Raw genomic sequence first — 23,840 nt, forward strand, 5'->3', positions numbered from 1 at the left:
AATAAAAACATGATAAAAAAACTCAATCGTCCTCGTATGATTCCTTTGGTTCCATTAGAACTAAAAAGTCAAACTAATTTTGTTGAAGGAAAAAACCTTACACCAACGGCAATGCCTTCAACTGCCTATATTACTAAAGTTTCTGGACAGAGTAGTATTTTAGATTTGAGTGTAACTATTCAAAATACAAGTACGGATACTCCCATAGAAGTAAAAGCTATTGCCATTCAACTTCCCGTAAATACAGGTTCAGAGACTACTAATTTAACGACAATAGCAGCTCTTTCTGCAATTGTATCGAGTGTAGAAGGAAATCTTTGGAATGTAAATCCTGGCGCTATTTCTGGACAATTCTTAGCAACTCCAAAAACAGGCGATTCCAATACATTTTCTCCTGGTGATATTGCTGTTTTTTATTTAGATGCTATTGCATTAAACACTACCGTTGGCAGCTCTTCAATCTCTATAAAAGTAAAAGACACAAGTGGTATCATTACGGATTTGTCTACAACCGTTACAAAAGAAATAGCCAAAGCAGGAATTACACAGTTTGTTGCTCAAGATTCAAATATTTTACCAGGAGCGACTACTTCTTTAGTATGGAATACCGATGAGATTGATTATTGTTTGATTTCACCTGGATTTGACAATCTAAAACATCCATTAGATGCGAATGGAAACTTGAAGGTACAACCTAAAGAAACCTCTCTATACACACTCTTGGCATATGGAACTGGTGTTTTATTGAAGAGTCAAACGGGTATAAATGTAAAACAACCCAAAATAATCGCTTTTGGAAAAACTGGAAATAGCCCTGTAACCTATGGCCAAAATGCGGATTTACATTGGGAAACCAATAGATATACAACAAGTATAGAACTAACTGCTGTACCTGCAGTAGCTACGATTCCCCCTACACTTCCTGCAAATGGCACCCTTAGTATAGGTCCTTTGACTAAGAATACAACTTTTACGCTCACAGCGTATGATGCTACTAAAAATGAATCAACACCAGTAACTTTGGCTGTTGGAGTGATAGATCCCTTGCCTATAATTACTGAATTTTCTTTGGGCTGGGAAGACAACAAATTAATAGCTAAATGGAAAACGGAAAATGCAACGCAAGTGAGTCTTCAACCCATTCCCAATTACTTTCTTCCTACTGGAACAATTTCAGTTTATCCAGAGTACCCACTTCAGAGTAGTTATACATTAATTGCAAAAAATGATTCTGGTAAAGAAGTTACCAAAACATGGAAAGCTACCTATGATAGTTTACAAAAAGATACACGTTCACCTATAAAAACAGAAGGAAATCCTAGATCTGTAGCCATATCTTCTGATTCTAAAACAATCTATTTTACGCAAGAAGCTGGATATCTCTTTTCTATTTTGGATTCGAAAACCTTACAAGCTGTTCCAAATTCACCAATCAACTTTGAAGTGAATCAAAAGAAGACAATCGTATCTAAGAAGGACAATCGTATTTACATAATAACTCAATCAGGAAGAGATACTGGACTTATAATTTTAGATTCGGAAACACTCCAACAAATAGAGGGATCTCCTTTTTCTTTTGATGATTACCTTTGCAATGGAGGCATAGTTATTTCTCCTGATTTCAAACGTATTTACATTACAAGTGAAGACCGTAGTACAGTCAGAGTATTTGATTATACAACACTTCAACAAATAGAAGGTTCTCCAATGAAAACAGGAATATATCCAGAATCTATTGCTGTATCTAAGGATAATACTCGAATTTTTGTCACAAATTCTGGTGAGAATACACTATCTGTTTTCAATACAGAAACCTTATTGCCCATTGCAGAGTCTCCAATAAAAGTTGGAAAAGCTCCTAGCTGTGTAAGAATTTCTCCAGATGGAGCTAAGTTGTATATTACTAACAAGGGAGATAGCACACTAACCATATTAAATGCACAAACACTCCAAGAAACCCCTGAATCACCTATTAAGGTAGGTAAATATCCAACAGCTATTGATTTTTCAGTTGATGGGAGTTGTATTTTTATTGGAAATGTAGGAGGTGATAATGCCGTTACAATTTTAAACGCACAAACATTAAAACCTACAAAAGGGTCTCCTATTTCAATTAAACAACCCTATGGTTTTGCGATTTCTAATAGTGGAATTATCTATGTCTCATGTTTTGAGGATGGTTTATCCATATTAATGCCCAATTTTACTGAAGTAGCCGAATAATATAGAAACTATTAAAATGATAAAAACACTTAATCGCCCACGTATGCAAGCTGCTGTTTCATCAGAACAGAGCACTCAAAGTAATTTTATGCAAGTTGGAAATATAGCAGCATTTGCAACTCCTTCAACGGCTTCTATTACTACAATTCCTGGGCAAAAAAGTATTTTAGATTTGAGTATCACCATTCAAAATACAAGTACGAATGCTCCTATAGAAATAAAAGCTATTGCCATTCAACTTCCTGTAACTTCAGGTTCAGAGGCTACCAATTTAACTTCTATTGGAGCTCTTGCGGCAATTGTACCTAGTGCAAAAGACTCTATCTGGGATCTAAGTGCTGGATCCGTTTCTGGACAGTTTCTCGCAACTCCAAAAACGGGTGTTTCAAATACTTTAGCTCCAAATCAAAGTGCAATTTTTAATTTAGACAATATTGAATTAAATACAACCGTAGGTATTGCCACTATCGATATAAAAATAAAGGATGCAAGTGATACAATTACTGACTTGTCTACAACGGTTACAAAAGAAAAAGCCACAGCAGCAATTACACAATTTGACGCGCAACCTTCGGATATTTTACCCAATGGCACTTCTTCTTTGCAATGGAAAACCAATCAAATTGATTATTGTTTGATTTCACCAATAAACAATGACCCCAAAAATCCTTTAAAAGCGAATGGAAACTTAAACGTACAACCTAAAGAAACCACGCTCTATACACTTTTAGCATACGCAACGGGGATTTTACTAAGCAGTCAAGCAGGTGTAACTGTAAAGAAACCAGGAATCATCAATTTTGGAAAAACTGAAAATGGCCCTATAAAATATGGTGAGAATGTAAATTTACATTGGGAAACCAATACATATACAACAAGTGTTGCGCTTGTGGCAATACCAACAATAGATACGATTCCCGCGAAACTCCCTACAAACGGTACCGTTAGCATAGGTCCTTTGACGAAGAATACTATTTTTACACTTACAGCCTACGATGCTCATAAAAACCAATCTGTATCGGTCCCTGTAGCTGTTGAAGTTACAGATCCTTTGCCTATAATTACCAGCTTTTCAGTTTTTTGGAAAGGAAGTCAACTCATGGCAACTTGGGAAACAAAAAATGCTACCCAAGTACTTCTCGACCCCATTCCAACTCCTCTAAATCCAAATGGTACAATTTCAGTCTATCCAACCTATCCACTTCAATATAGCTATACATTAGTTGCGAAAAATGATTCTGGTGATACCGTGACTAAAATAGTTGCAAATACATATGATAACTTGCGACAACATCCGAATTCTCCTGTAAGTTTACCTGGAGCAAGTGCTGTATCCATTGCAACTTCTACTAATAATGAAACGATTTACGTAGCAAATTCTGCAAATAATTCTTTTTATATTTTAGATGCAGAAACATTAACGCAAGTTCCAAATTCACCTGTAGATATAGGAAATGCTCAACGATCTGTTGTCGTATCCGATAAAGACAATCGCATCTTTGCAGCAACTAATGGAGTTAATGGATTGAAAGTTTTAGATCCAACAACACTAAAACAAATTGCCGGTTCACCTGTTGCTATTGGAGGAACTTTTACGGGAATCGTCACTATTTCTCCTGATTTTAAACGTATTTATACTGGAAATACGGATCCAGGAGTATTCACCATATTAGATTATGAAACATTACTTCCAGTAAAAGGATCTCCAATGAAAATAAGTACCGGGGCTATTGTTCTATCTTCTGATAGTACTCGTATTTTTGTCGTTGGTGCAGGTTCTCTATCTATTTTCAATGCTGAAACTTTACTTCCCATTCCTCAATCTCCTATACCATTAGCGGGATTTGGCTTTTCTATGACAATTTCTCCTGATGGTAACAGGTTGTATATTATCAATTCTAACGAAGGAACTTTAACCATCATAAATACGCAAACATTTCAAAAAACCCCAGAATCCCCGATTGCGGTAGGAAATCGACCAACGTCCATTGCTTTGTCGCCAGATAGTCAGTTTATTTTTATTGGACATTCTATTGGAGGTACAGTAACAATTTTAAATGCACAAACACTCAAGCCTACAATGGCATCTCCTATTTCAATAGTAAACCCAACTGATGTTGCAATTTCCAAAAACGGAATTGTCTATGTATCAAGTTCTTCATCTGGTGTCTCGGTATTCTTATCAGATTACACAGAAGTGGTAGAATAAAGTATTTTAAAACTCTAAAGTAAAAACATGAAAAAAGCACTCAATCGTCCACGTATGCAAACTGCTGTTTCATCGGCACAGAGCACTCAAAATAATTTTATGCAGGTTGAAGATTTAGCAACATTTGCAACTCCTTCAACTGCATCTATTACTACAACACCTGGACAAAGTAGTATTTTAGATTTGAGTATCACTATTGAAAATACAAGTACGAATGAGTCTTTAGAAATCAAGATAATCGAAATTCAACTTCCTATAGATACAGGCTCAGAAGCTAGTAATTTAACCGACATTGGAGCTCTCCCAGAAATTGAACCCAGTACAGAAGGAAGTCTTTGGAATTTAAATTTTGGAACCATTCCTGGGGAATTTCTAGCAACTCCAAACGCTAGTATTTCTAATACCTTGTTACCAGGACAAAGTGCTGTCTTCTATTTAGATAACATCAAGTTAAACACGACTACAGGTGTTGCTACTATTTCTATAAAAATAAAAGATACAAACGGTATAATTACCAACTTATCTACAACAGTTACCAAACAGATAGCCAAAGCTGAAATCACGCAATTTATTGGGCAACCTTCGGAAATTTCACCAGGTACAAGCTCAACACTGCAATGGAAAACCACCCAGATTGATTATTGTTTAATTTCACCTGGATATGACAACCCAAAACATCCATTAGATGCAAATGACAGTTTAAAGGTGAAACCCAATCAAGACACTACCTATACGCTTTGGGCATATGGAAAGGGAGTTTTATTAAGTAGTCAAATACGCATAAGCTTAAAAGAACCTGAAGTACTTGATTTTGGAAGGAATGGAACAGGCCCTGTAAATTATGGTGAAAATATCTCTTTGTATTGGGAAACCAATGATTATACAACGAGTGTAGTGCTTGAAGCTACAACAAATGTAGAGATCCCCCCTGAACTTCCAACAACTACAGATACTCCAATTAGCATTGGTCCAATAACGAAGGACACGACTTTTTCACTCCGAGCTTATGATGCTGATCAAAACGAATCTAAGCTAGAATCTTTGTCTGTCGGAGTTACAGAACCTTTGCCTCTAATTACCCAATTTTCTATCTATTGGAAAAAGAACAAACTAATGGCTTCATGGGAAACTGAAAACGCTTCCCAAATAAGCCTGAAACCTATTCCCAATCTTCTATATGCCAGTGGGGAAATTGAACTCTACCCAGCGTATACTCTTCAAACTCATTATACACTTATTGCAAAAAATGATGCAGGTGATACTGTCAGTAAAACATTTGAAAACACGTATGACCGCCTACAGGAAGATACACGTTCACCTATAGGAATTGAAGGGGTTTGTCAATCCGTCGCTATTTCTCCAGATTCTGAAACAATCTACATGGCAAATAATTCAAATGAAAACTTTTTTGTTTTAGATTCAAAAACACTAGAACCAGTTCCTAAATCACCTGTGGATTTAGACGCAAGGCAAAATTGTGTTATCGTATCTGAGAAAGACAATCGTGTTTTTATAACAACTACTGAAGACAACGGACTTGCAATTCTAGATTCAAAAACATTCAAACAAATTGAAGGATCACCTTTTTATATAGGTGACAATGGTGCTGGAGCAATTGCTATTTCTCCTGATTTTAAACGTGTTTACGTTGGGAGACAAACAGCAGGAAAAGTCATCGTATTGGATTATAATACACTAACTCCAATTAATGGTTCTCCAATGAAAACAGAAAAAGCACCTGTATCAATTGCTGTATCGCATGATAGTAGTCGTGTTTTTGTTGCAAATTCTAAAGATAATACCGTTTTAATTTTCAATGCAGAAACTTTAGAACCTATTGAAGAATCTCCAATAAAAGTAGGATTAGATCCTTCTTGTATTGTTATCTCTCCAGATGGTAACAGATTGTATATTGCTAATCAAAATGATGATACTCTAAGCGTATTCAATGCACAAACACTTCTAGAAATACCTGAATCACCTATTGAAGTAGGTAGTCAACCAAAATCGATTGCTTTGTCAGCTGATGGACGTTTTATTTTTGTAGCAAATAGTTTTGATAGTACAATAACCATATTGAATGCACAAACACTAAAGCAAACAGACGAATCTCCTCTTTTAACACTACCTCTATATACTCTTACTGTCTCTAACAGTGGATGTATCTACATTTTAGGTGTCCGAGATAATGAAGATACTCCATTTTGCTTGTCAGTATTCTATCCTGATTTTACTGAAGTAATTGAATAGTATATAAAATTATTTGAAAACCTTTAAAAATAAAACCATGAAGAGTATACTAAATCGCCCTCGTATACTGCCTGCCGTTACCTCAAAGCAGAAAATTAAACTCAGAACTTCCAAAGGAGAAAATTTTGCAGTATCTGTAAATCATTCATCTGTTTATATTACAACAACTCCTAGACAACATAGTCTTTTAGATCTTCGTATCGATCTTCAAAATACAAGTACCGATGTTTAGCAAGAAATAAAGGCAATTGCCATTCAACTTCCTGTAGCTTCAGGTTCAGATGCTACTAATTTAACTACTATTGGAGCTCTTACAGCAATTCTGCCTAGTTCAAAAGAATCTTTTTGGGATCTAGATGCTTCGCAGGTTACAGGACAATTTCTAGCTACATCAACATGTATGAGGTTACATATAAAATTCTAGGAATTCTTAATCATTCAATGCCTCCGCACCACCAACGATCTCGAAGATCTCATTAGTAATAGAAGCTTGTCTTGCTTTATTACACTGTAGTTTTAAAGAATCTCTTAATTCCGTAACATTATCTGTTGCTTTATGCATCGCAGTCATACGAGCTCCATGCTCAGACGCAAAAGAATCAATTGCCCCTATACTCTATTCTTTATATCTTTTTTAAAAAAAACATTACTTGATTTTTGAATTTAGGTGTTCTACGTTTTTCGACACCAGATCAACAGACATAGCATTATAATCGTGATATATTATCTCACCTGTATATCCGTCTATAACTTCTACAAACTTTTCTTTAGCTGCACTAGTAGACATTAGATAATAAAAGGTCTCTTTAGCATTTAATATTTTACTCTGTAAACTCTTTCTATCAATATATTGATATTTCCAAGAATAACCATCAAAAAGCTTGTCAGCATCTTTTCTATCAACAAGCTTTAATTTTCTTGGATGTAATCTCATTTTTATTTCTTCAGGAACATAAAGAATTTTCTCCTTTAAATCCGCTAGTTTTTCCAGGTTCTCATATTTGCCATAAAATCCATGTTTCTCATTTTTTAAAAGTAACCTATTAACCTCTGTCAATTGATTTTTAAGATAACCAAGACCATAATTAAGGCTAAGATATACCTTAGCAATATTTTTAGTTTTCTTTTTGCCGTCTTTGATATGATATTTTAGCTTGTAATAGTTCCTTGTAAATGTGCTACTAGAAAACCAATTATTAGCGTCCCCAGCATTGCTTACGGAAGAATTTGAATTTAAAGTACTACTGCTAGAGCCTAATGAAAATAAAGCATACTTAGTATTTCTGTCATAATCCTTATATTCCTCAGTAGATATTACCTTAAAATCATTAAAAGTCCAAACTTCTGAAATTGCTTTCTCTAAAGAATCCTTTTCATAAATATCAAGAACAAAAAGAGTAGTTCTGTTTTTAAGATCTTCATATTCTTCTTTTTCGAAATTCCAAGTAGATACTTGAGCAAATAAAGAATTACTTATTAAGTATACACAAACTAACATTAAACCATTTTTCATAACACAAAATTATTTAAATCTCTTTTAATATAAAAAGGTCTTGTAAGTGATTACAAGACCTTTTTATATTTCAAATTAATTTCTTAACTATTCAATGCTTCTGCACCACCAACGATCTCCAAGATCTCATTGGTAATAGAAGCTTGTCTTGCTTTATTATACTGTAGTTTTAAAGAATCTCTTAATTCCGTAGCATTATCGGTTGCTTTATGCATCGCAGTCATACGTGCTCCGTGCTCAGAAGCAAAAGAATCACGAATTGCTTTATACAATTGTGTTTTAAGCGACTTAGGAATCAATTGCTCTACAATCTCTTCTTTAGACGGTTCGAAAATATAGTCTAAGTTAACAGTATTTTCACCTTCTACTGGCTTAATAGGTAAAAACTGCTCTGTCGTTACTATTTGAGTTGCAGCATTCTTAAACTTATTATACACAACAACTACTTTATCATAAGAACCATTCGTAAAATATTCCATTAGTTCTTCTGCAATTGCAGCAACGTTAGCAAATGTAAGATCATCAAACACTTCACTTTTATTAGCAACAACAGTGTGTGTTTTAGAAATAATATCATTTACTTTTTTACCAATGGTAACAAAGTCAACCTGTTTTCCTACATACACATTCTCGTATAACTCTCTTGAACCTTTGATAATGTTAGAATTAAACGCACCTGCTAAACCACGATTAGAAGCAATTGCTACAACCAAAACCTTGTTTACCTCACGTTGTTCAGAATAAGAACTTGCACTATCTCCTTCAAGTGAAGCACTTAAACTCTGTAACAATTCGGTAAGTTTATCTGCGTAAGGACGCATAGCAGTAATAGCCATCTGCGCTTTATTCAACTTTGCAGCCGACACCATTTTCATGGCACTGGTAATTTGCATCGTTGAAGATACAGAGGTAATTCTACTACGTAATTCTTTTAAATTTGCCATTGTTTCTTACTATTGAGTATTGATTAGTTAGTAAAAAGTACTTTGCCAATCAACACCTTTATAATATTAAACTTTATAAAGTAAAGAATAATGAAATATCTAATATTTCATTATTCTTTACTCAATACTAATTTTTATATTTTGCTGAAATCTCTTTACAAGCTGAAAGTAACACATCAGTTACTTCATCTGTTAATTTTCCAGCTTTCAAAGTGTCTAATGTATCTCTATGCTTTGCGTTAAGATATTCAATAAAGTCACTTTCGAATTCTTTTATCTTATTTACAGGAACGTCTCTTAGTAAATTCTTAGATCCTGCATAGATAATCGCAATCTGATCCTCTACAGTATAAGGATCATTCTGCGCTTGCTTTAAGATCTCTACGTTACGCTTACCTTTTTCGATCACGTTTAATGTTGCTGCATCTAGGTCAGAACCGAACTTAGCAAATGCTTCTAATTCACGGAACTGTGCTTGATCTAGTTTTAGCGTACCTGCAACTTTTTTCATTGATTTAATCTGAGCTGATCCACCTACACGTGATACAGAGATACCTACGTTAATTGCCGGACGAACACCAGAGTTAAATAAATCTGAAGTTAAGAATATCTGACCATCAGTAATCGAAATTACATTGGTTGGGATATATGCAGATACATCACCTGCTTGTGTTTCAATAATTGGTAAAGCAGTTAATGATCCACCACCTTTTACTTTATCTTTTAAAGAATCAGGAAGGTCGTTCATATCCTTTGCAATATTATCATCTGCAATTACTTTTGCAGCACGCTCTAATAATCTAGAGTGAAGATAAAATACATCACCAGGATACGCCTCACGTCCTGGTGGACGACGTAACAATAAAGATACTTCACGATATGCTACCGCTTGCTTAGATAAATCATCATAAATAATCAAAGCTGGACGACCTGTATCACGGAAATATTCACCAATCGCAGCCCCCGCAAATGGTGCATATACTTGCATTGGAGCAGGATCAGAAGCATTAGCTGCAACAATAGTTGTATATGCCAATGCACCTTTTTCTTCTAATACTTTAGCAATCAATGCAACGGTTGACGCTTTCTGACCGATAGCCACATATATACAATATACTGGTTCACCTGCATCATAAAATTCCTTTTGATTAAGGATCGTATCAATACACACTGTTGTTTTACCAGTCTGACGGTCACCAATAACCAACTCACGTTGCCCTCTACCGATTGGCACCATCGCATCGATAGATTTAATTCCTGTCTGTAATGGTTCAGTTACCGGTTGACGGAAAACTACACCAGGAGCTTTACGCTCTAATGGCATTTCGAAAGTTTCACCTTCGATCGCACCTTTACCATCGATAGGAGCCCCTAAGGTATCCACTACACGACCTACAATTCCTTCTCCAACATTGATAGAAGCAATTCTTTGTGTACGTTTTACTGTTACACCTTCTTTTACTTCTGTTGAAGAACCTAAAAGTACTACCCCAACATTATCTTCTTCAAGATTCAGTACGATTCCTTCTAATCCAGATTCGAATTCTACTAATTCTCCATACTGAACGTTAGACAATCCGTATACTCTGGCGATACCATCACCAACCTGTAATACCGTACCTACTTCTTCTAGTGAAGCCGTAGCTTCAAACCCAGATAATTGTTGTTTTAATATTGCTGATACTTCAGCAGGATTCACCTCTGCCATTTTATAATAGTTTACAAAAATGAGTATTAACACCCATTCTCTTATTATTAAATTTATATTATTGAAGTAATTTATTAATTACTCAATTCTCTTTTTAAACTTGTTAGCTTATTAGCTATACTTGCATTATACTGCAAATCTCCTACTCTTAGAATAAATCCACCAATGATACTCTCATCGATAACATTTTCTATGGTAGCTTCGTTCCCTGTTAATTCCTTCACTTTAGCCAGCACCTTTGTACTTAACGCCTTGTCGATAGGAACTGCAGTAGTAACTGTTGCTACCTGAGTATTATTTAATTCATCAAACAAAACAATATACTTATTAGCAACATCAGCTAATAAATCTACTCTTTTATTTGTAATCAATGTATCAAAAAGCTTTTGTGTCAGATCTCCAGTATCTTTAAAGATTTCTTTTAAAGAAGCAAGTTTCACTTCACTCTTGACCAAAGGGCTATTTAACACCATTTTGAGCTCAGCACTATTTTCTACAGTAGCGATAATACTTTGCATATCTTTCTGAACATCTTCAGTAGTTTTTTTATCTTGAGCTAAACTCAAAACTGCCTTAGCATAACGTATTGCTGCTCTACTCATCTTATCTTATGATTAGTTTAAAGTAACATCTCCTAACATAGACTCTACCAACGCTAGTTGTTTGTCTTTGTCAGCTAATTCTTGTCTTACTACTTTTTCTGCGATATCTACAGAAAGTCCTGCTACTTGACTCTTAAGATCTGCAATGGCAGCTTTCTTTTCATTTTCGATAGTAGCTTGTGCTTGAGCAACAATCTTATCCGCTTCTGTTTGAGCTTCCGCTTTAGCCTCAGATATCATATTCTCTTTAAGCTGTCTTGCTTCTTTCAACATTCCATCTCTTTCAGCACGTGCTTCATTAAGAATACGTTCATTATCAGCTTGAAGGTTTTGCATTTCTTTTCTAGCAGCCTCAGCCGACTCTAATGCATTTTTGATTCCTTCTTCACGATTATTAACAGAGTCCAGAATAGGCTTCCAAGCAAATTTTCTTAATAACAATAGTAATCCTACAAACAAAAGTATCTGCCAGAAAAACAGACCGAATGAAAAATCATTTATTAACTTATCCATAATTAATTATGTTATTTTCTTTAATTTTTAACAATCTAATAACAACAGCTATAACCAACCGTTACAGCTGTTGTTTGTAATTGAATGATTAAGATGCGAATAACGCAGCAAATCCAATACCTTCAATAAGAGCGGCAGCAATAAGCATTGCCGTTTGGATCTTACCAGAAGCTTCTGGCTGACGTGCAATAGCATCCATTGCCTGACCACCAATTCTACCGATACCAACTCCAGCACCTATTACAATTAAACCTGCTCCAATAATTCTTGGGATTTCCATGATTATATAATTAAAAATTAAACTTCAAATTAAATTTTAATGATGTGCCTCTTCATTCGCCATACCAAAGTATAACGCAGCCAACATCGTAAATATATATGCTTGTAATGCCGCTACCAACAATTCTAATATTGATAGTGCAAATGCCAAACCAAATGATAATGGGCTACCAATCCAGCTTTTGAAAATAAACATCAATCCAACAATACTCATTAATACTACATGACCAGCAGTCATATTAGCATATAAACGAATCATTAATGAAAATGGCTTAATAAAAACACCTAATAATTCTATCGGTGCTAAAACAATCTTCATAAATGTAGGTACACCTGGCATCCAAAATATGTGACCCCAATAGTTTTTGTTAGCTGTAAAATTGGTAATTAAAAAAGTTATTAATGCCAAAGCAAAAGTAACCGCAATATTTCCTGTAACATTTACTGCCAGAGGAGTCATCCCTAAAAGATTCAAAAACCAAATGAAGAAAAATACAGTAAGTAGGAAACTCATATATCTCCTATACTTGTTCTCTCCGATATTAGGAATTGCAATTTCATCCCTAACAAAAAGCACTAACGGTTCTAAGAAACGTCCAGCACCAGTAGGTATTCCATTATTTTTCTTGTAAGATTTTGCAAGTCCTCTAAACATAAAAAACATTAGTAATCCTATTAAAAATATACTTACTACATTTTTCGTTATTGAAAAATCTAAAGGTTTTGCATTGATAGCATGATGCTCATCATCGTACTCGATAGTACCTTCTGCATCTGTTTTGTAAATTTTCGAGTGATATAATTTGTAGTACTCTCCGTCTACCTCTGCTACTGTTTCTCCATGATGAAACTTAGAAGAAGAAAAAACTTTCAAACCTCCATCCCATAAAATAACTGGTAACGGAAACCCAAAATGTTTTCCCGTTTCTTTATCGGAAAACAATGTAAAATCGTGTGAATCCAGAAGGTGATGATCAATAAACTCTTTAATTTCAGTCTTTAAACCATCTTTTCCTTCTTTTTCTACATTCTCAGCATCCTTTGCTACAAGATTCAAAGAAGTGAGAATCAAAGCCAAAGTCATAAAAATTCTAACTACACTAATTTTTTGCATTCTAGGTCAGATTTCGGTTCCTAAATTTCGGTGCAAATGTACATAATTATGTTAGATTCTTAAACTATTTTACGCAAATAAGTTTAATATAATTTTGAAATAAATAAATTACTGTAAATCAACTATTTAGACTCATTAAGGATTTTAGACACATAGTATACCTCTAAGACCAAACTAATTACATAGGGAGTAAAAAAATCCAGAAAAACACTTTTATCTACTTCAATACTGCTTAGCTTAGTAATAGCAACAAAAACACCTAATTTAACAAAACTACCAGCCAAAAAAATAAAGCCAATTTGATCCTTGAACTTCTTACGAAGCATAAAAATTGTAATGATTAGACAAACAGCATATATGCTATTAAAGATATAGGATACCTTAAGAATAAATGCATCACTATTAAGAGAAAAAAAACGCGCCAACCAAGTATGCACAAAGTAACTTCCTGTCAAGAAAATAAGAAAGATTACAAAAAACCGAAGTAAATTCTTACTCATTTGGTCCACTAATTTGAATCATAAAAACTGTGCCATTTAATGTTATTAAAAGAAAACTGTTTTGAACATTTAATAAAAATAAGCAAACAACTTATTTCTTAGAATTATTAATTCTATCTAATTGTTTAATAACTAGATATAACGAAGACGCAACTCCAAAAAGAACAAACCCCATAGTACACCAGTTTTTCTCAAATTGGTAATAGGCATCCAATTTTTTCCCTATGTAGGCACAGGCAAAAATGATTGCTCCCATTTCAAAGGCAATTCCTGTTAAGGCTAAATACTTCCTAAGCTGATTTCCCTTGTCCTTGTTTTTGTCCATCTTGCTTGCCTCCAAGAGATTTAACGCCACCTTTCATAACACAAGATGCATTAAAGGTTGCTCCTGGCTCAACTGCTAATTTCCCTACAGAAACTTCTCCTTCAATATGCGCTGTTGGTTTTAATGATAATGTCCCGGATATTACAAGATTACCAGAAAACTTTCCTTCGAAATCAGCATCAGAGCACTCTAATGTCCCTTGAATAAAACCTGATTTTCCAACCACTACTTTTCCTGTAGTTTTAAAAGTTCCCTCTATGGTTCCTTCTATTCTAAAACCTCCTTCGGAAACAACGTCTCCTACAATTTTAGTTCCTTCTGAAATTTTGTTCTGGTTTCTGGAAAAATCCGTTAAAGCTTGATCCTTTCCTTTTTTATTGTCTGAAAACATACTACTGGGGGGATTAAAATTATTATTCTGATTTAGGTTTTAAATAGGTGTCCAGATTCTTATGTATCTGGATGATTCTATAATTAGGAGACGCTACAATAAAGTATTCTTTGTCTACCTTTTGATAATATTTCTTTTTTCGATTCCATTTTGTAAGATCCACTCCTCGAGTATCCTCTATTTTACCAATAATTAAAAGCTCTGCCAAACCTTCTGCGCCTAATTTATCTCTTTTAGTATGGATTACCACGAACTGTTGGTCTTTATTATAAATATCCAAGGACACCTTCATTTTGTCATATCGAAGGTCTTTTAAAATAGCCTCTAATCGTTCCTTTAACTCCTGTGCCTGATTATCTCCAAATCTAGAATACGCATATACTAGCTTCTGGTTTTTTTTCTGATCAATACCTTCCACAAAATCACTATTTTGAATCTGAGGAATAGTCGTTTGATAAATTAGTTGTGCCTTTTTACCTTCAGGACTTTGAGGATAGTTCAGTGAAACATAATTTAAGGCTTCTTTATATGCTTCAAATCCTTTATAACGACCTGTTGCCTGAGCTTTTAGCAATTCGAATTTAGGAACAAAATCCTCTCCTCCAAATTTAGTGATCAACTCATCACTTTCTTTAATCACCGAAGCATATTTCTGGTTCTTAAAATCTCTATACAATCTATTGTACATAGATTCTGGACTGTTTTGGTCATTTTTTAATGCTTCGTCAGGATTCTGAAGGATTTTAGCATAACGAGAATCTCCATGAGTATTGATGATATCCTGCTTAAGCTCATTGGATTTTGTTATATCTCCTTGTAATTGATATATTTTGTATAAATTATATTTAGAAGGAACGATTAAACGTTCTTCCGGATCACTTTTTAAGAGCTCTTCGAACTTATCCGTAGCTAATCCATATTCCTGAAACTTCTCTTTATAGATAACACCTAATTGATAATAGGCAAAATTTCTATCTGTTTGCAAACTATCCAAAACCACTTTATCCGTTGGTAGTTGAGTAATATATGTTTGCGGGTCAAACGTAGGATCTGCATCAATAGAATACTCTTCTATTTCGCTTTGATCTTCACTAGATACAGCACTTGGGTTTGTTATACTAGAAATCCTCCAATTATCCTGCAATTCCCGATTACCGAAAGTCCTCTTAAAAGTAGTTTTGCCATACGCTACCGTAGTGGGGTTGTAGAAATAAAACGTTCCACCTTCGCCTGGATTTGGACCACTACTATTTCCTAAGCCAGTCTTTGGTTGATTAAATCGTTGTTCATTAGGAAGTTCCCCTTTTATTCTTGCAATTTCTGCTGCCTCTTCAGCTGCAATAGCTTCGGCTTTAATTTTTTCAGTGTATTCAGAATAATATGCTAATCGTTCTTCTGGTGACATAGATACTGCACTAAGAATACTATCATTAGTCTGCGCAATCCCTTCATACAAAATCACATCATCAAGGTTTACTCTCTTCTTTTTCAGCACTCTATATTTCTTTGAATCCACAATCATACGTTCCAAAGTGCTGTCATAATACGCTCCAGCTATCGCATACTCCTTATCATCAAAATTGATATCCCCTAATGCTTTATAGTTCAGTGATTCCAAATGTTTATCATCAGAATTGGTGCGTAATGATTTGTTATAATGCATCACTGCTAAATCAATAGAATCGAGTGTATTAAAGTACACTGCTTTTTGATTATAGATTTTATCTAAGAAAGGCCTGTTTTCGCGATTTTCTTCTAGATCCGTTAAAAGCTCGAGAAACTCTTGTTTATTTCCGGTATCATAATTAAAGTTTCTTGCTTTTGCCATATAGGCATTAAGCATATACCGTCTTGGTGTTTTTCTATTAAGTTCAATAACCTGATCAAAAGCATAATTAGCACTATCCTTATAGCCTAATTGATTGAGCAATTGACCTTTGACATATAGATATCTACCTTTTTCTTCATAATTCTTAGAATGAATCGCTGCTTTATTGATGTAGGTAACGGCAGAATCTCTCTGTTCCAGGTTAATATAGGCTTGAGCAATCATAGCCACAGCATCCGAGTAATCCTGGGCTTCCATATATTCCTCTTCGACCATCTTCATAAGATCCTCTATCGCCTTTTCGTTATTATCCAAACGAAGATTTGCTTTTGCTCTCCAAACCTTTGCGTGATTAATATTATTACTGGTAGGATACTTATATAGTATATAATTAAAGGCTTCTAAGGCAGGAATAAAACGTTGTTCATTATATCTAGCTTTTCCCAAAAGCAAAAATGATTCATCCATTTTAGGGTTTCGCTCTCTATCATCAATCAGCATACTATGCTTCTGGATAGCTTTTGCTGCTTTTTCTTCGGCTTTATCAAAATTTTGATTCAGAACCTCGTTAGGCAACCTAACATTTTCACTTACAATCAATCTTTCTACTGGAAGTAGTTCCCAAAAATTATCTTTATATGTCTGCACGATATCTTGCTTTCCTTTCTCGAAAGCTACTCTACCATTATACAGCGTATTGTTCTTGGTAGTTACATCATGCCAAGTTCTATTGGTCCATTTGTCTTTTTTACGCGAACAACTAAACCCAATACCTATTAGGAGAAGTATAACGATGATCTGTGATAAATTTCTGCTCAAATCTGAATAATTTATACGCTGATAACTTAAAAACTTGCGTTTTAGTGCATCAGAGAGGCACAAAAATAATGTGTGAAACGTAAAAATACATTTCTTTCTGTAAAAAAAGGGTTATTAACAACTTTTTCTCCTTAGGCAAATGACTTCTGTTGTCTTTTTTTGAGTTATTAACAATAGCCCTGTATTGCTTTTATTCTGTTAAAACCTAACTATTTCAAACAAAAAAAGTATTGATTTAATCAAACCAATACTTTTTAACTCCCTAACTATTTTTGAAAATATATTATTTGTTAAAATGCTCTTCTAATTCTTTTAATGTTTCTTCTGATGTAGACAGATCTTTAACTACTTCTCCTTTATCTAATACTACAATACGTTGACATACTTCGGTAACATGCATTAAATCATGGCTAGAAACTAACACCGTAACATTAGGATCTGCAGACAGATCTTTAATGATTTTTTTTAAACGAATCTGTGTTGTAGGATCCAGGTTTGCAAAAGGTTCATCTAGAATAATCACTTCTGGATTACCAATTAATGCTGCCACAATACCTGCTTTCTTTTGGTTTCCTTTAGATAGATCTCTCAAATATTTCTTTTGTCCCAAAATTTCTCCGTGAAAGAAATCTTCAAACTCGGCAAGCAATGCATCTACATCTGCTTTATTCTGACCTCTAAGCTCTCCTATAAAATAAAAATACTCCTCTGCAGTTAGATACCCGATCAAGAATGTTTCATCAATAAATGCGGATGTAATAGCCTTCCATTCTTCGCTTTCACTTACTTTAATCCCACTATTTTCTATATATCCGGTAGTAGGCCTAATTAAATCCAATAAGGCACTAAATAATGTAGTTTTTCCAGCTCCATTATTTCCAACCAGTCCAAAACTATCTCCTTTTGGTATTTCTAAATGCTCTATACTCAAAACGGTATTACCTGCATATGTTTTCGTTATATTATGTACTCCTATCATTGTTTTATTTTTTTTGTTTGTATGCCCAGATCGTTTTATACTTTTCTGTTCTATAAATTCTTTCAATTTTATCAAATACCATATTTCTGAATGCAAAACCTGCTATCCCAGCAACAGCAACTAACAGGTATCCAGCATATGGACTGTATGCGTAATGTCCTATCGCATATAAAATCATTGGTAATGCCAATTTTGGTAACGATAACATTAAAGTTTTTACGTTGAACGATTGTTTGTCTCCAAAAGCTTTTTTGTTACTAGTAAGATCTATAGGAGTTTTTACATAAGCTCCTGCCCATAATACCACATGAGCATTCATTCCCATATTATAAATTGCTCCCACGATCACTGCCAGATATGCTTCCCAACCAAAATATAAATATCCTGAAGCTAAAATCGTAGAAATAAATGTAGCCATTACCATCAACCACCATTTTGATGATAGATATTCTCTGTATTTGATATTCTGACTCATCATTAATGGGTAATACGAACTATCCCAGCTTGGTACAAACTGTCCAAAACTCATCAAAAAACCACCTGAAACAAAAATTCCTGCAAATATTTTCCAAACGGGTCCTTCATATGCTTCTACCGCTCCTGTAAAAAACAACAATCCATAAAACAGAAACAATGCACTAACGATTACTGTAGACCTAGCTCTTTTGTTTCTTTTTATAAGCTTAATATCATTTTTAAGGAAGGTCGCTGTTTTACCAAAACGATCCAACCATTCTAAATTTTCAGTTTTTACGCTTTTAGATTTAGTTGCTAATCCAGCATCCAGAAACAAATCTTTAACAAAAGATCTAAAAGCAATGATATATAACCCTACTGCAGCCAATACAGGTACTAAGAACAAAAACTGAGATTCATATAATCCCTGGAAAAATGGCGCCGTATACTGTGTAACATCAAAATATCCAAAATAATGCAATCCGCCCAGCACAACTATGACACCACCAACTGCATAGATCAGGCTGTCTTTATTATTCAATAAGATATTCAAAAAATTATTAGCATATATTAATGCCATTAATCCAACATTCCATAGTAGTACATTAAGTACTGGTGCATCTCCCTCAGCAATTAACAGTACTGAAAATGGCACAAAAAAGAATCCATGAATAATATTGAAAAATGACAATATCGTTTTTCCCAAGGCAAAAGAAACAATCTTGTTTTTACTAAAGGGTAAAATCAATAAGGGTTTTATATTGATCACTGGCATTTTTTGTAATGCATATCTAAAAATAAGGTCAAAAGCCCACCAGTAGATAAGAAATCTACTCACCACTTCTAAAGGATCCAGACATAAATCTTTATTGATATATTTATGCACAAAAATACTTCCTCCCATCATCATCAAGATGAAATACACTGCCCAAAATCCCATAAAAATTTTCATCCAAATTCCAGATGAAAGAGAAGCAGATCGCCAAAAAGATTTCCACTGTAATGAAATAAAGTGTTTAAACATAGTTGTTGTAGTTTTTAAAGAAGTAAGAACAACTTCATATACTAACTAGTAATCAAAAATTGAATTTTGTTACAAAATAATTTTATTAAGTATTCAATTATCATGATTTAATCTTCTCAAAAGCAGTTAACTTTGTTATTTTTGCAAAAAAATTGATCCCTAAAAGATAATGGGGTTACAATGATCTAATCTGAAAAATTAAAGTCTTCAGCTTAGAATTTATTATATTACTATGTCAGATTTTCATACACTTGCTATAAAGAACATTACAAGAGAAACTCCTAAGGCGGTTTCTATAGAATTCGAAGTTCCTTCAGAATTAAAAGAAGCATATTCTTTTACCGCTGGACAATACACTACCATAAAAACAGAAGTAGAAGGTAATGAAATAAGAAGAGCCTACTCTATTTGTGCCTCTCCAAATAGTGGATCTCTTAGAGTGGCTGTTAAAGAGATTGAAAATGGAATCTTCTCTACTCTTGCAAATAACACTTTAGAGGTTGGTGATACATTAGATGTTCATACACCTGAAGGAAATTTTTTATTACAAACAACTAAAGATGCTAAAAACACCTATGCTGCATTTGTTGCAGGAAGCGGTATTACTCCAGTGATGAGCATGATCAAAGCTGTCCTAGAAGAAGAGTCTAATAGTCGTTTTGTTTTAGTATACGGAAATCAAACTCCTGCTGAAACTATATTTTTGAATGAGCTTCTTGCTTTGCAAACACAGTATCCAGATAGATTGTTTATAGAATTTTTCTATAGTCGAAGTGATGAAGAGGGAGCACGTTTTGGAAGAATCGAAAAATCAACAATCAACTATATCACCAAGAATAAATTTAAGGACACTACTTTTGAAGCTTTTTACCTTTGTGGTCCTGAAGAAATGATCAATACAGTCACTAATGTCTTGCTGGAAAATGGTATCGCAAAAGACAAAATACATTTGGAGCTTTTTACCAGTAGTACTTCAGCAACAGAAATCGATGCTGATTTAGAAGGAAAAACTAACGTCACTATATTGGTTGATGATGAGGAAACTTCTTTCGTGATGGATCAGAAAAAAACTATTCTTGATGCTGCATTAGAAGAAGATATTGATGCTCCATATTCCTGTCAAGGAGGTGTTTGTAGTTCTTGTATTTGTAAAATTACCGAAGGTACTGCTGTAATGGAAAAAAATAGCATTCTTACTGATGGAGAGCTTGCTGAAGGTTTAGTGCTAGCTTGCCAGGCACATCCTACCTCATCTACTATAAAGGTGGATTTTGATGATGTTTAGATTAGTGTAAAACACCCTCATCCTAACCTTCTCCCTCGAGGGAGAAGGAACAAATTTCAACTAAATTTACAGTTTATTAATAGCTTCAATCACCGTTTCCGGTTTAATTGTGTGCATTACCTTTTCATATCCAGCTGGCACTTTATTTCCATAAATTGAAGTTGGGATTTGATCGTATTTTGCTAAGTTTGGTAAAATCGCATATTCCATAGGTTGTCCAAAAGGCATAAAACCTGCAAAAGGATGTGTAACTCCCCATAACGTTAATGTTGGTACTCCATACATTGCTGCCAAATGTGCATTACCACTATCCATAGATAACATTGCATCTAGGTTTCCTATAAGCTTTAGTTCATCTTTAAAAGATAACTTACCTGCTACATTGATCACATTTTTATACTTACTATCAATATTATTGAGAATATCTTTTTCCTTTTTCCCTCCTCCAAAAAGGAACATTTCATAAGCATCTTCTTGATCAAGTTGTTCAATCACCTTAACCATTAATTCTAATGGATATACTTTACTCTCATATTGTGCAAAAGGCGCAATACCAAGCCATTTTTTAGTTGAATTCTCCGTTAGTTTAAGAATCTCTGATGTTAATGGTGTTTTTTCTGGAAAAGCATGTTTCTCCAAATCGATAGAATACCCTAAACTAGTAAAAACATCAGCGTACCGCTGATGCGTTGTTTTTAATTGCTTAAAATTCTTATTTACTGATCGTGTTAATGCCTTTTTCTCAGCTCTTCCTTTGTTAATTTGTACTACTTTAATTCCTCGCAGCGCGAAAAACTTCTTAAGTATATTTGATCGCAGTACATTGTGCAGATCGGCAACTGCAGTTATGCCAAGTCTTCTTAATTCTTTAGATAATTTTGATAATCCAAAAATCCCTTTGTGTTTTCCATCCACATCTGCATGATACACTTCCAGGTTTTCAATACCTGAAAATATAGGCTCAAAGAATTTTCTGGTAAGCACCGTTATTTTAACATTGGGGTAAGCAGCTCTAAAAGTCCGTAATATAGGCACCGTCATAGCTACATCTCCCATGGCAGATAACCGAATGACCAAAATATGAGCGTCAAAGCCCTTCGAAAGGGCTTTGTTTTGTGATATTATTGTTGTTTTTTTCAAAAAATATGATTGAATTGAAATAATGTTTTCTGAAACGAAATCCCCTCATCTTAACCTTCTCCATAAGGGAAAGGAACTCTCTACTAACAATTTAAAAATAGCTAGTTGCTAATTATTTCTCTCCTCGTAAAACTGGATTAAGTTCATCATCATTATACATCTTCATCTGCTTATATACCTTCATGTATTTATCGCCATTCTCTATATCCTTTAACAAGGTGTCTATAGCCGTAGAAAGGTCAATCTGCTGCTCTAATAATACATTGTATTTTTTTTGACAAGCGGCTTTATGTGTGTCTGATGCTCCTTCTCTGATAGTCTCTTGATGCATGTGGTATACTTTCAACGCTAATATCGATAACCGATCTACTCCCCAAGCTGGACTCTCTGTATTAATAGATGCATCCGATTTAGGAGTAACATCTTGATATGTTTCTAAAAAGTAGCTATCAATATATTCCACCATATCAGTTCGATCTTGGTTAGATGCATCAATCTGTCTTTTTAACGTTAAAGCTGCTACAGGATCAATTTCCGGATCACGAATAATGTCTTCATAATGCCATTGCACTGTATCGATCCAGCATTTACGATATAATAAATGTTCTATTCGCTCTGATTTACTATCATATGGATTCGAAAACTCTTGATCCACACGATCAATCACGTGATACATGTCTATAACTTCTTTAAAAATCTTATTTGCTTTATCTGTAAACATTGTTCTTATTTTTCTAAGATGTGTAAATATTCTGTTGTTGCTATCGCTTTATGGTTTCTATTTTCTGTTTTATCTGCTTTAAATCTTTGATATGCTGTAGTTACTAAATCATACCTTCCATAACGCTCCATAATCTGTCTTATTTCTTCTTCTTTCATCAATCCTTCGTTATTATAACTAAGAAAAATGTATTTGAAATTTGCATTTTTGACTAGTTCTTCAAAAACTAATGCGACTTCACCTTTCTTACAATAATTAGATCTTTCGTAAGGTCTTAGACCTGTCTTTCCGGCAGGTACAAAGGTATCATATTTTGCAATAGTATTCAGCATATGATAATTGGCCCCATATTGTCTAGCATTATAGGGTGGATCTAAATACAATATATCTCCTTCTATTTCTTTAATCAATGCATTACTATCTTTATTGAATACTTTATGATTACCATCGGTTATTTCGAAACTTGCGCTAACAACGTCTAACTGTTTCTCAGCTGTTTTCTTTAGTTTTTTTAGATATGCTGCATAAACCGCGGCAGTATTAGCAACCTTATCTGCACTTTCTAACAAGGATGCTAGTAGAAGATAATAGATGTTATCATCAATTTCTCCGGATACTTTCCAGTTTTCAATCTGCATTCTTGCCGCATCTATCTTACGACCATTATCATTACTGAAATATTGACGTTCAGAAGCCCCTCCATTACAGTAGTTTTTATAAACGAACCCTTTTTTTCCTTCTAATTGATTCAGTTTAGCAATATAATCTGAGGCTTCAATAATTCTATGGTTACCTATATAATTTCGGTTTAATACATAGCTATAATATTCTAAATCATTAGCTATTACTTGTTTCACTGACGTCTTAAAACTTCTACCAATTATACCTGTTCCCGCAAAAAGATCGCAAAACACTTTATTTTTTAAGGTGTCACCAACAGTATCTTGTACAGAAGTTTTAATAAAATTAGAAAGTTTATATTTTGATCCTATATAGTTCATTTTCTATGTAACCCGC

The 23,840-nt window shown here is 34.2% G+C and carries 21 protein-coding genes and 1 pseudogene; 5 read left to right on the plus strand and 17 right to left on the minus strand.

Annotated features, from left to right (window positions below; all coding sequences use genetic code 11):
- Positions 1-9 precede the first annotated feature (9 nt).
- The 4 genes from Q0975_RS05225 to Q0975_RS05240 are packed head-to-tail and all read left to right on the plus strand — an operon-like array spanning position 10 to position 6,914.
- Positions 10-2,223, plus strand: coding sequence for a YncE family protein (locus Q0975_RS05225; protein ID WP_299434057.1), 2,214 nt, complete (start codon positions 10-12; stop codon positions 2,221-2,223).
- A gap of 16 nt (positions 2,224-2,239) precedes the next feature.
- Entirely contained in the window at positions 2,240-4,432 is a 2,193-nt protein-coding gene (locus Q0975_RS05230) for a YncE family protein (protein WP_299434059.1), read from the plus strand.
- A gap of 27 nt (positions 4,433-4,459) precedes the next feature.
- Positions 4,460-6,682, plus strand: coding sequence for a YncE family protein (locus Q0975_RS05235; RefSeq protein WP_299434061.1), 2,223 nt, complete (start codon positions 4,460-4,462; stop codon positions 6,680-6,682).
- A gap of 37 nt (positions 6,683-6,719) precedes the next feature.
- Positions 6,720-6,914 carry a hypothetical protein gene (locus Q0975_RS05240; protein WP_299434063.1) on the plus strand — a complete coding sequence of 65 codons (195 nt, stop codon included), beginning with the start codon at positions 6,720-6,722 and terminating at the stop codon, positions 6,912-6,914.
- Positions 6,915-7,112: 198 nt separating this feature from the next.
- Here the strand turns inward: Q0975_RS05240 and Q0975_RS05245 are convergent.
- From Q0975_RS05245 to Q0975_RS05310, 14 genes and pseudogenes are all read right to left on the minus strand, one after another.
- Positions 7,113-7,283, minus strand: a pseudogene (locus Q0975_RS05245) (FoF1 ATP synthase subunit gamma); the annotation flags it as partial.
- Positions 7,284-7,328: 45 nt separating this feature from the next.
- A complete protein-coding gene (locus Q0975_RS05250; RefSeq protein WP_299434065.1) occupies positions 7,329-8,195 on the minus strand; it encodes a hypothetical protein in 867 nt (288 codons plus the stop codon).
- 83 nt (positions 8,196-8,278) lie between these two features.
- Entirely contained in the window at positions 8,279-9,139 is an 861-nt protein-coding gene (gene atpG / locus Q0975_RS05255) for an ATP synthase F1 subunit gamma (RefSeq protein WP_299434067.1), read from the minus strand.
- Between the two features lie 127 nt (positions 9,140-9,266).
- Positions 9,267-10,847: a F0F1 ATP synthase subunit alpha gene (gene atpA / locus Q0975_RS05260; RefSeq protein WP_299434069.1), complete on the minus strand. Its 1,581-nt coding sequence runs from the start codon at positions 10,845-10,847 to the stop codon at positions 9,267-9,269.
- A 74-nt stretch (positions 10,848-10,921) separates the two neighbouring features.
- The gene (atpH, locus tag Q0975_RS05265) at positions 10,922-11,449 is read right to left on the minus strand and encodes an ATP synthase F1 subunit delta (RefSeq protein ID WP_299434071.1); all 528 of its coding nucleotides are present in this window, start codon (positions 11,447-11,449) and stop codon (positions 10,922-10,924) included.
- Between the two features lie 12 nt (positions 11,450-11,461).
- A complete protein-coding gene (locus Q0975_RS05270; protein WP_299434073.1) occupies positions 11,462-11,962 on the minus strand; it encodes a F0F1 ATP synthase subunit B in 501 nt (166 codons plus the stop codon).
- Positions 11,963-12,050: 88 nt separating this feature from the next.
- Positions 12,051-12,242 (minus strand): ATP synthase F0 subunit C, encoded by a 192-nt coding sequence (gene atpE / locus Q0975_RS05275; RefSeq protein ID WP_211059688.1) that lies wholly within the window; start codon positions 12,240-12,242, stop codon positions 12,051-12,053.
- 36 nt (positions 12,243-12,278) lie between these two features.
- On the minus strand, positions 12,279-13,355 hold the full coding sequence (gene atpB, locus Q0975_RS05280; RefSeq protein WP_299434077.1) for a F0F1 ATP synthase subunit A: 1,077 nt from the start codon (positions 13,353-13,355) through the stop codon (positions 12,279-12,281).
- 122 nt (positions 13,356-13,477) lie between these two features.
- The gene (locus Q0975_RS05285) at positions 13,478-13,855 is read right to left on the minus strand and encodes a DUF6168 family protein (protein ID WP_299434079.1); all 378 of its coding nucleotides are present in this window, start codon (positions 13,853-13,855) and stop codon (positions 13,478-13,480) included.
- Between the two features lie 91 nt (positions 13,856-13,946).
- The gene (locus Q0975_RS05290) at positions 13,947-14,180 is read right to left on the minus strand and encodes an AtpZ/AtpI family protein (RefSeq protein WP_299434081.1); all 234 of its coding nucleotides are present in this window, start codon (positions 14,178-14,180) and stop codon (positions 13,947-13,949) included.
- Positions 14,146-14,571: a polymer-forming cytoskeletal protein gene (locus Q0975_RS05295; RefSeq protein ID WP_299434084.1), complete on the minus strand. Its 426-nt coding sequence runs from the start codon at positions 14,569-14,571 to the stop codon at positions 14,146-14,148. Before Q0975_RS05295 ends, Q0975_RS05290 begins: the two co-directional genes overlap by 35 nt.
- Positions 14,572-14,593: 22 nt before the next feature.
- Positions 14,594-17,218 carry a hypothetical protein gene (locus tag Q0975_RS05300; RefSeq protein ID WP_299434085.1) on the minus strand — a complete coding sequence of 875 codons (2,625 nt, stop codon included), beginning with the start codon at positions 17,216-17,218 and terminating at the stop codon, positions 14,594-14,596.
- A 283-nt stretch (positions 17,219-17,501) separates the two neighbouring features.
- On the minus strand, positions 17,502-18,197 hold the full coding sequence (locus Q0975_RS05305; protein WP_299434087.1) for an ABC transporter ATP-binding protein: 696 nt from the start codon (positions 18,195-18,197) through the stop codon (positions 17,502-17,504).
- Between the two features lie 4 nt (positions 18,198-18,201).
- Positions 18,202-19,677, minus strand: coding sequence for a DUF5687 family protein (locus Q0975_RS05310; RefSeq protein WP_299434089.1), 1,476 nt, complete (start codon positions 19,675-19,677; stop codon positions 18,202-18,204).
- A gap of 232 nt (positions 19,678-19,909) precedes the next feature.
- Here Q0975_RS05310 and Q0975_RS05315 point away from each other — a divergent pair, with 232 nt between their 5' ends.
- Complete coding sequence (locus tag Q0975_RS05315; RefSeq protein ID WP_299434091.1) at positions 19,910-20,962, plus strand: ferredoxin--NADP reductase; 1,053 nt, start codon at positions 19,910-19,912, stop codon at positions 20,960-20,962.
- A gap of 66 nt (positions 20,963-21,028) precedes the next feature.
- Here Q0975_RS05315 and Q0975_RS05320 read toward each other — a convergent pair whose 3' ends face one another.
- From Q0975_RS05320 to Q0975_RS05330, 3 genes are all read right to left on the minus strand, one after another.
- On the minus strand, positions 21,029-22,102 hold the full coding sequence (locus tag Q0975_RS05320; RefSeq protein WP_366888206.1) for a glycosyltransferase family 9 protein: 1,074 nt from the start codon (positions 22,100-22,102) through the stop codon (positions 21,029-21,031).
- A gap of 112 nt (positions 22,103-22,214) precedes the next feature.
- A complete protein-coding gene (locus Q0975_RS05325) occupies positions 22,215-22,823 on the minus strand; it encodes a DUF4254 domain-containing protein (RefSeq protein ID WP_299434093.1) in 609 nt (202 codons plus the stop codon).
- 5 nt (positions 22,824-22,828) lie between these two features.
- Positions 22,829-23,824 carry a DNA adenine methylase gene (locus Q0975_RS05330; protein WP_299434095.1) on the minus strand — a complete coding sequence of 332 codons (996 nt, stop codon included), beginning with the start codon at positions 23,822-23,824 and terminating at the stop codon, positions 22,829-22,831.
- Positions 23,825-23,840 lie beyond the last annotated feature (16 nt).

It is taken from the genome of uncultured Aquimarina sp. (genome assembly GCF_947500065.1).
Taxonomy (GTDB): domain Bacteria; phylum Bacteroidota; class Bacteroidia; order Flavobacteriales; family Flavobacteriaceae; genus Aquimarina.

What these genes read in the sequence shown, in the direction of transcription:
- Q0975_RS05225 (WP_299434057.1), top strand. Translation starts at nt 10, where the DNA reads ATGATAAAAAAACTCAATCGTCCTCGTATGATTCCTTTGGTTCCATTA.
- Q0975_RS05230 (WP_299434059.1), top strand. Translation starts at nt 2,240, where the DNA reads ATGATAAAAACACTTAATCGCCCACGTATGCAAGCTGCTGTTTCATCA.
- Q0975_RS05235 (WP_299434061.1), top strand. Translation starts at nt 4,460, where the DNA reads ATGAAAAAAGCACTCAATCGTCCACGTATGCAAACTGCTGTTTCATCG.
- Q0975_RS05240 (WP_299434063.1), top strand. Translation starts at nt 6,720, where the DNA reads ATGAAGAGTATACTAAATCGCCCTCGTATACTGCCTGCCGTTACCTCA.
- Q0975_RS05250 (WP_299434065.1), bottom strand. Translation starts at nt 8,195, where the DNA reads ATGAAAAATGGTTTAATGTTAGTTTGTGTATACTTAATAAGTAATTCT.
- atpG (WP_299434067.1), bottom strand. Translation starts at nt 9,139, where the DNA reads ATGGCAAATTTAAAAGAATTACGTAGTAGAATTACCTCTGTATCTTCA.
- atpA (WP_299434069.1), bottom strand. Translation starts at nt 10,847, where the DNA reads ATGGCAGAGGTGAATCCTGCTGAAGTATCAGCAATATTAAAACAACAA.
- atpH (WP_299434071.1), bottom strand. Translation starts at nt 11,449, where the DNA reads ATGAGTAGAGCAGCAATACGTTATGCTAAGGCAGTTTTGAGTTTAGCT.
- Q0975_RS05270 (WP_299434073.1), bottom strand. Translation starts at nt 11,962, where the DNA reads ATGGATAAGTTAATAAATGATTTTTCATTCGGTCTGTTTTTCTGGCAG.
- atpE (WP_211059688.1), bottom strand. Translation starts at nt 12,242, where the DNA reads ATGGAAATCCCAAGAATTATTGGAGCAGGTTTAATTGTAATAGGTGCT.
- atpB (WP_299434077.1), bottom strand. Translation starts at nt 13,355, where the DNA reads ATGCAAAAAATTAGTGTAGTTAGAATTTTTATGACTTTGGCTTTGATT.
- Q0975_RS05285 (WP_299434079.1), bottom strand. Translation starts at nt 13,855, where the DNA reads ATGAGTAAGAATTTACTTCGGTTTTTTGTAATCTTTCTTATTTTCTTG.
- Q0975_RS05290 (WP_299434081.1), bottom strand. Translation starts at nt 14,180, where the DNA reads ATGGACAAAAACAAGGACAAGGGAAATCAGCTTAGGAAGTATTTAGCC.
- Q0975_RS05295 (WP_299434084.1), bottom strand. Translation starts at nt 14,571, where the DNA reads ATGTTTTCAGACAATAAAAAAGGAAAGGATCAAGCTTTAACGGATTTT.
- Q0975_RS05305 (WP_299434087.1), bottom strand. Translation starts at nt 18,197, where the DNA reads ATGATAGGAGTACATAATATAACGAAAACATATGCAGGTAATACCGTT.
- Q0975_RS05310 (WP_299434089.1), bottom strand. Translation starts at nt 19,677, where the DNA reads ATGTTTAAACACTTTATTTCATTACAGTGGAAATCTTTTTGGCGATCT.
- Q0975_RS05315 (WP_299434091.1), top strand. Translation starts at nt 19,910, where the DNA reads ATGTCAGATTTTCATACACTTGCTATAAAGAACATTACAAGAGAAACT.
- Q0975_RS05325 (WP_299434093.1), bottom strand. Translation starts at nt 22,823, where the DNA reads ATGTTTACAGATAAAGCAAATAAGATTTTTAAAGAAGTTATAGACATG.
- Q0975_RS05330 (WP_299434095.1), bottom strand. Translation starts at nt 23,824, where the DNA reads ATGAACTATATAGGATCAAAATATAAACTTTCTAATTTTATTAAAACT.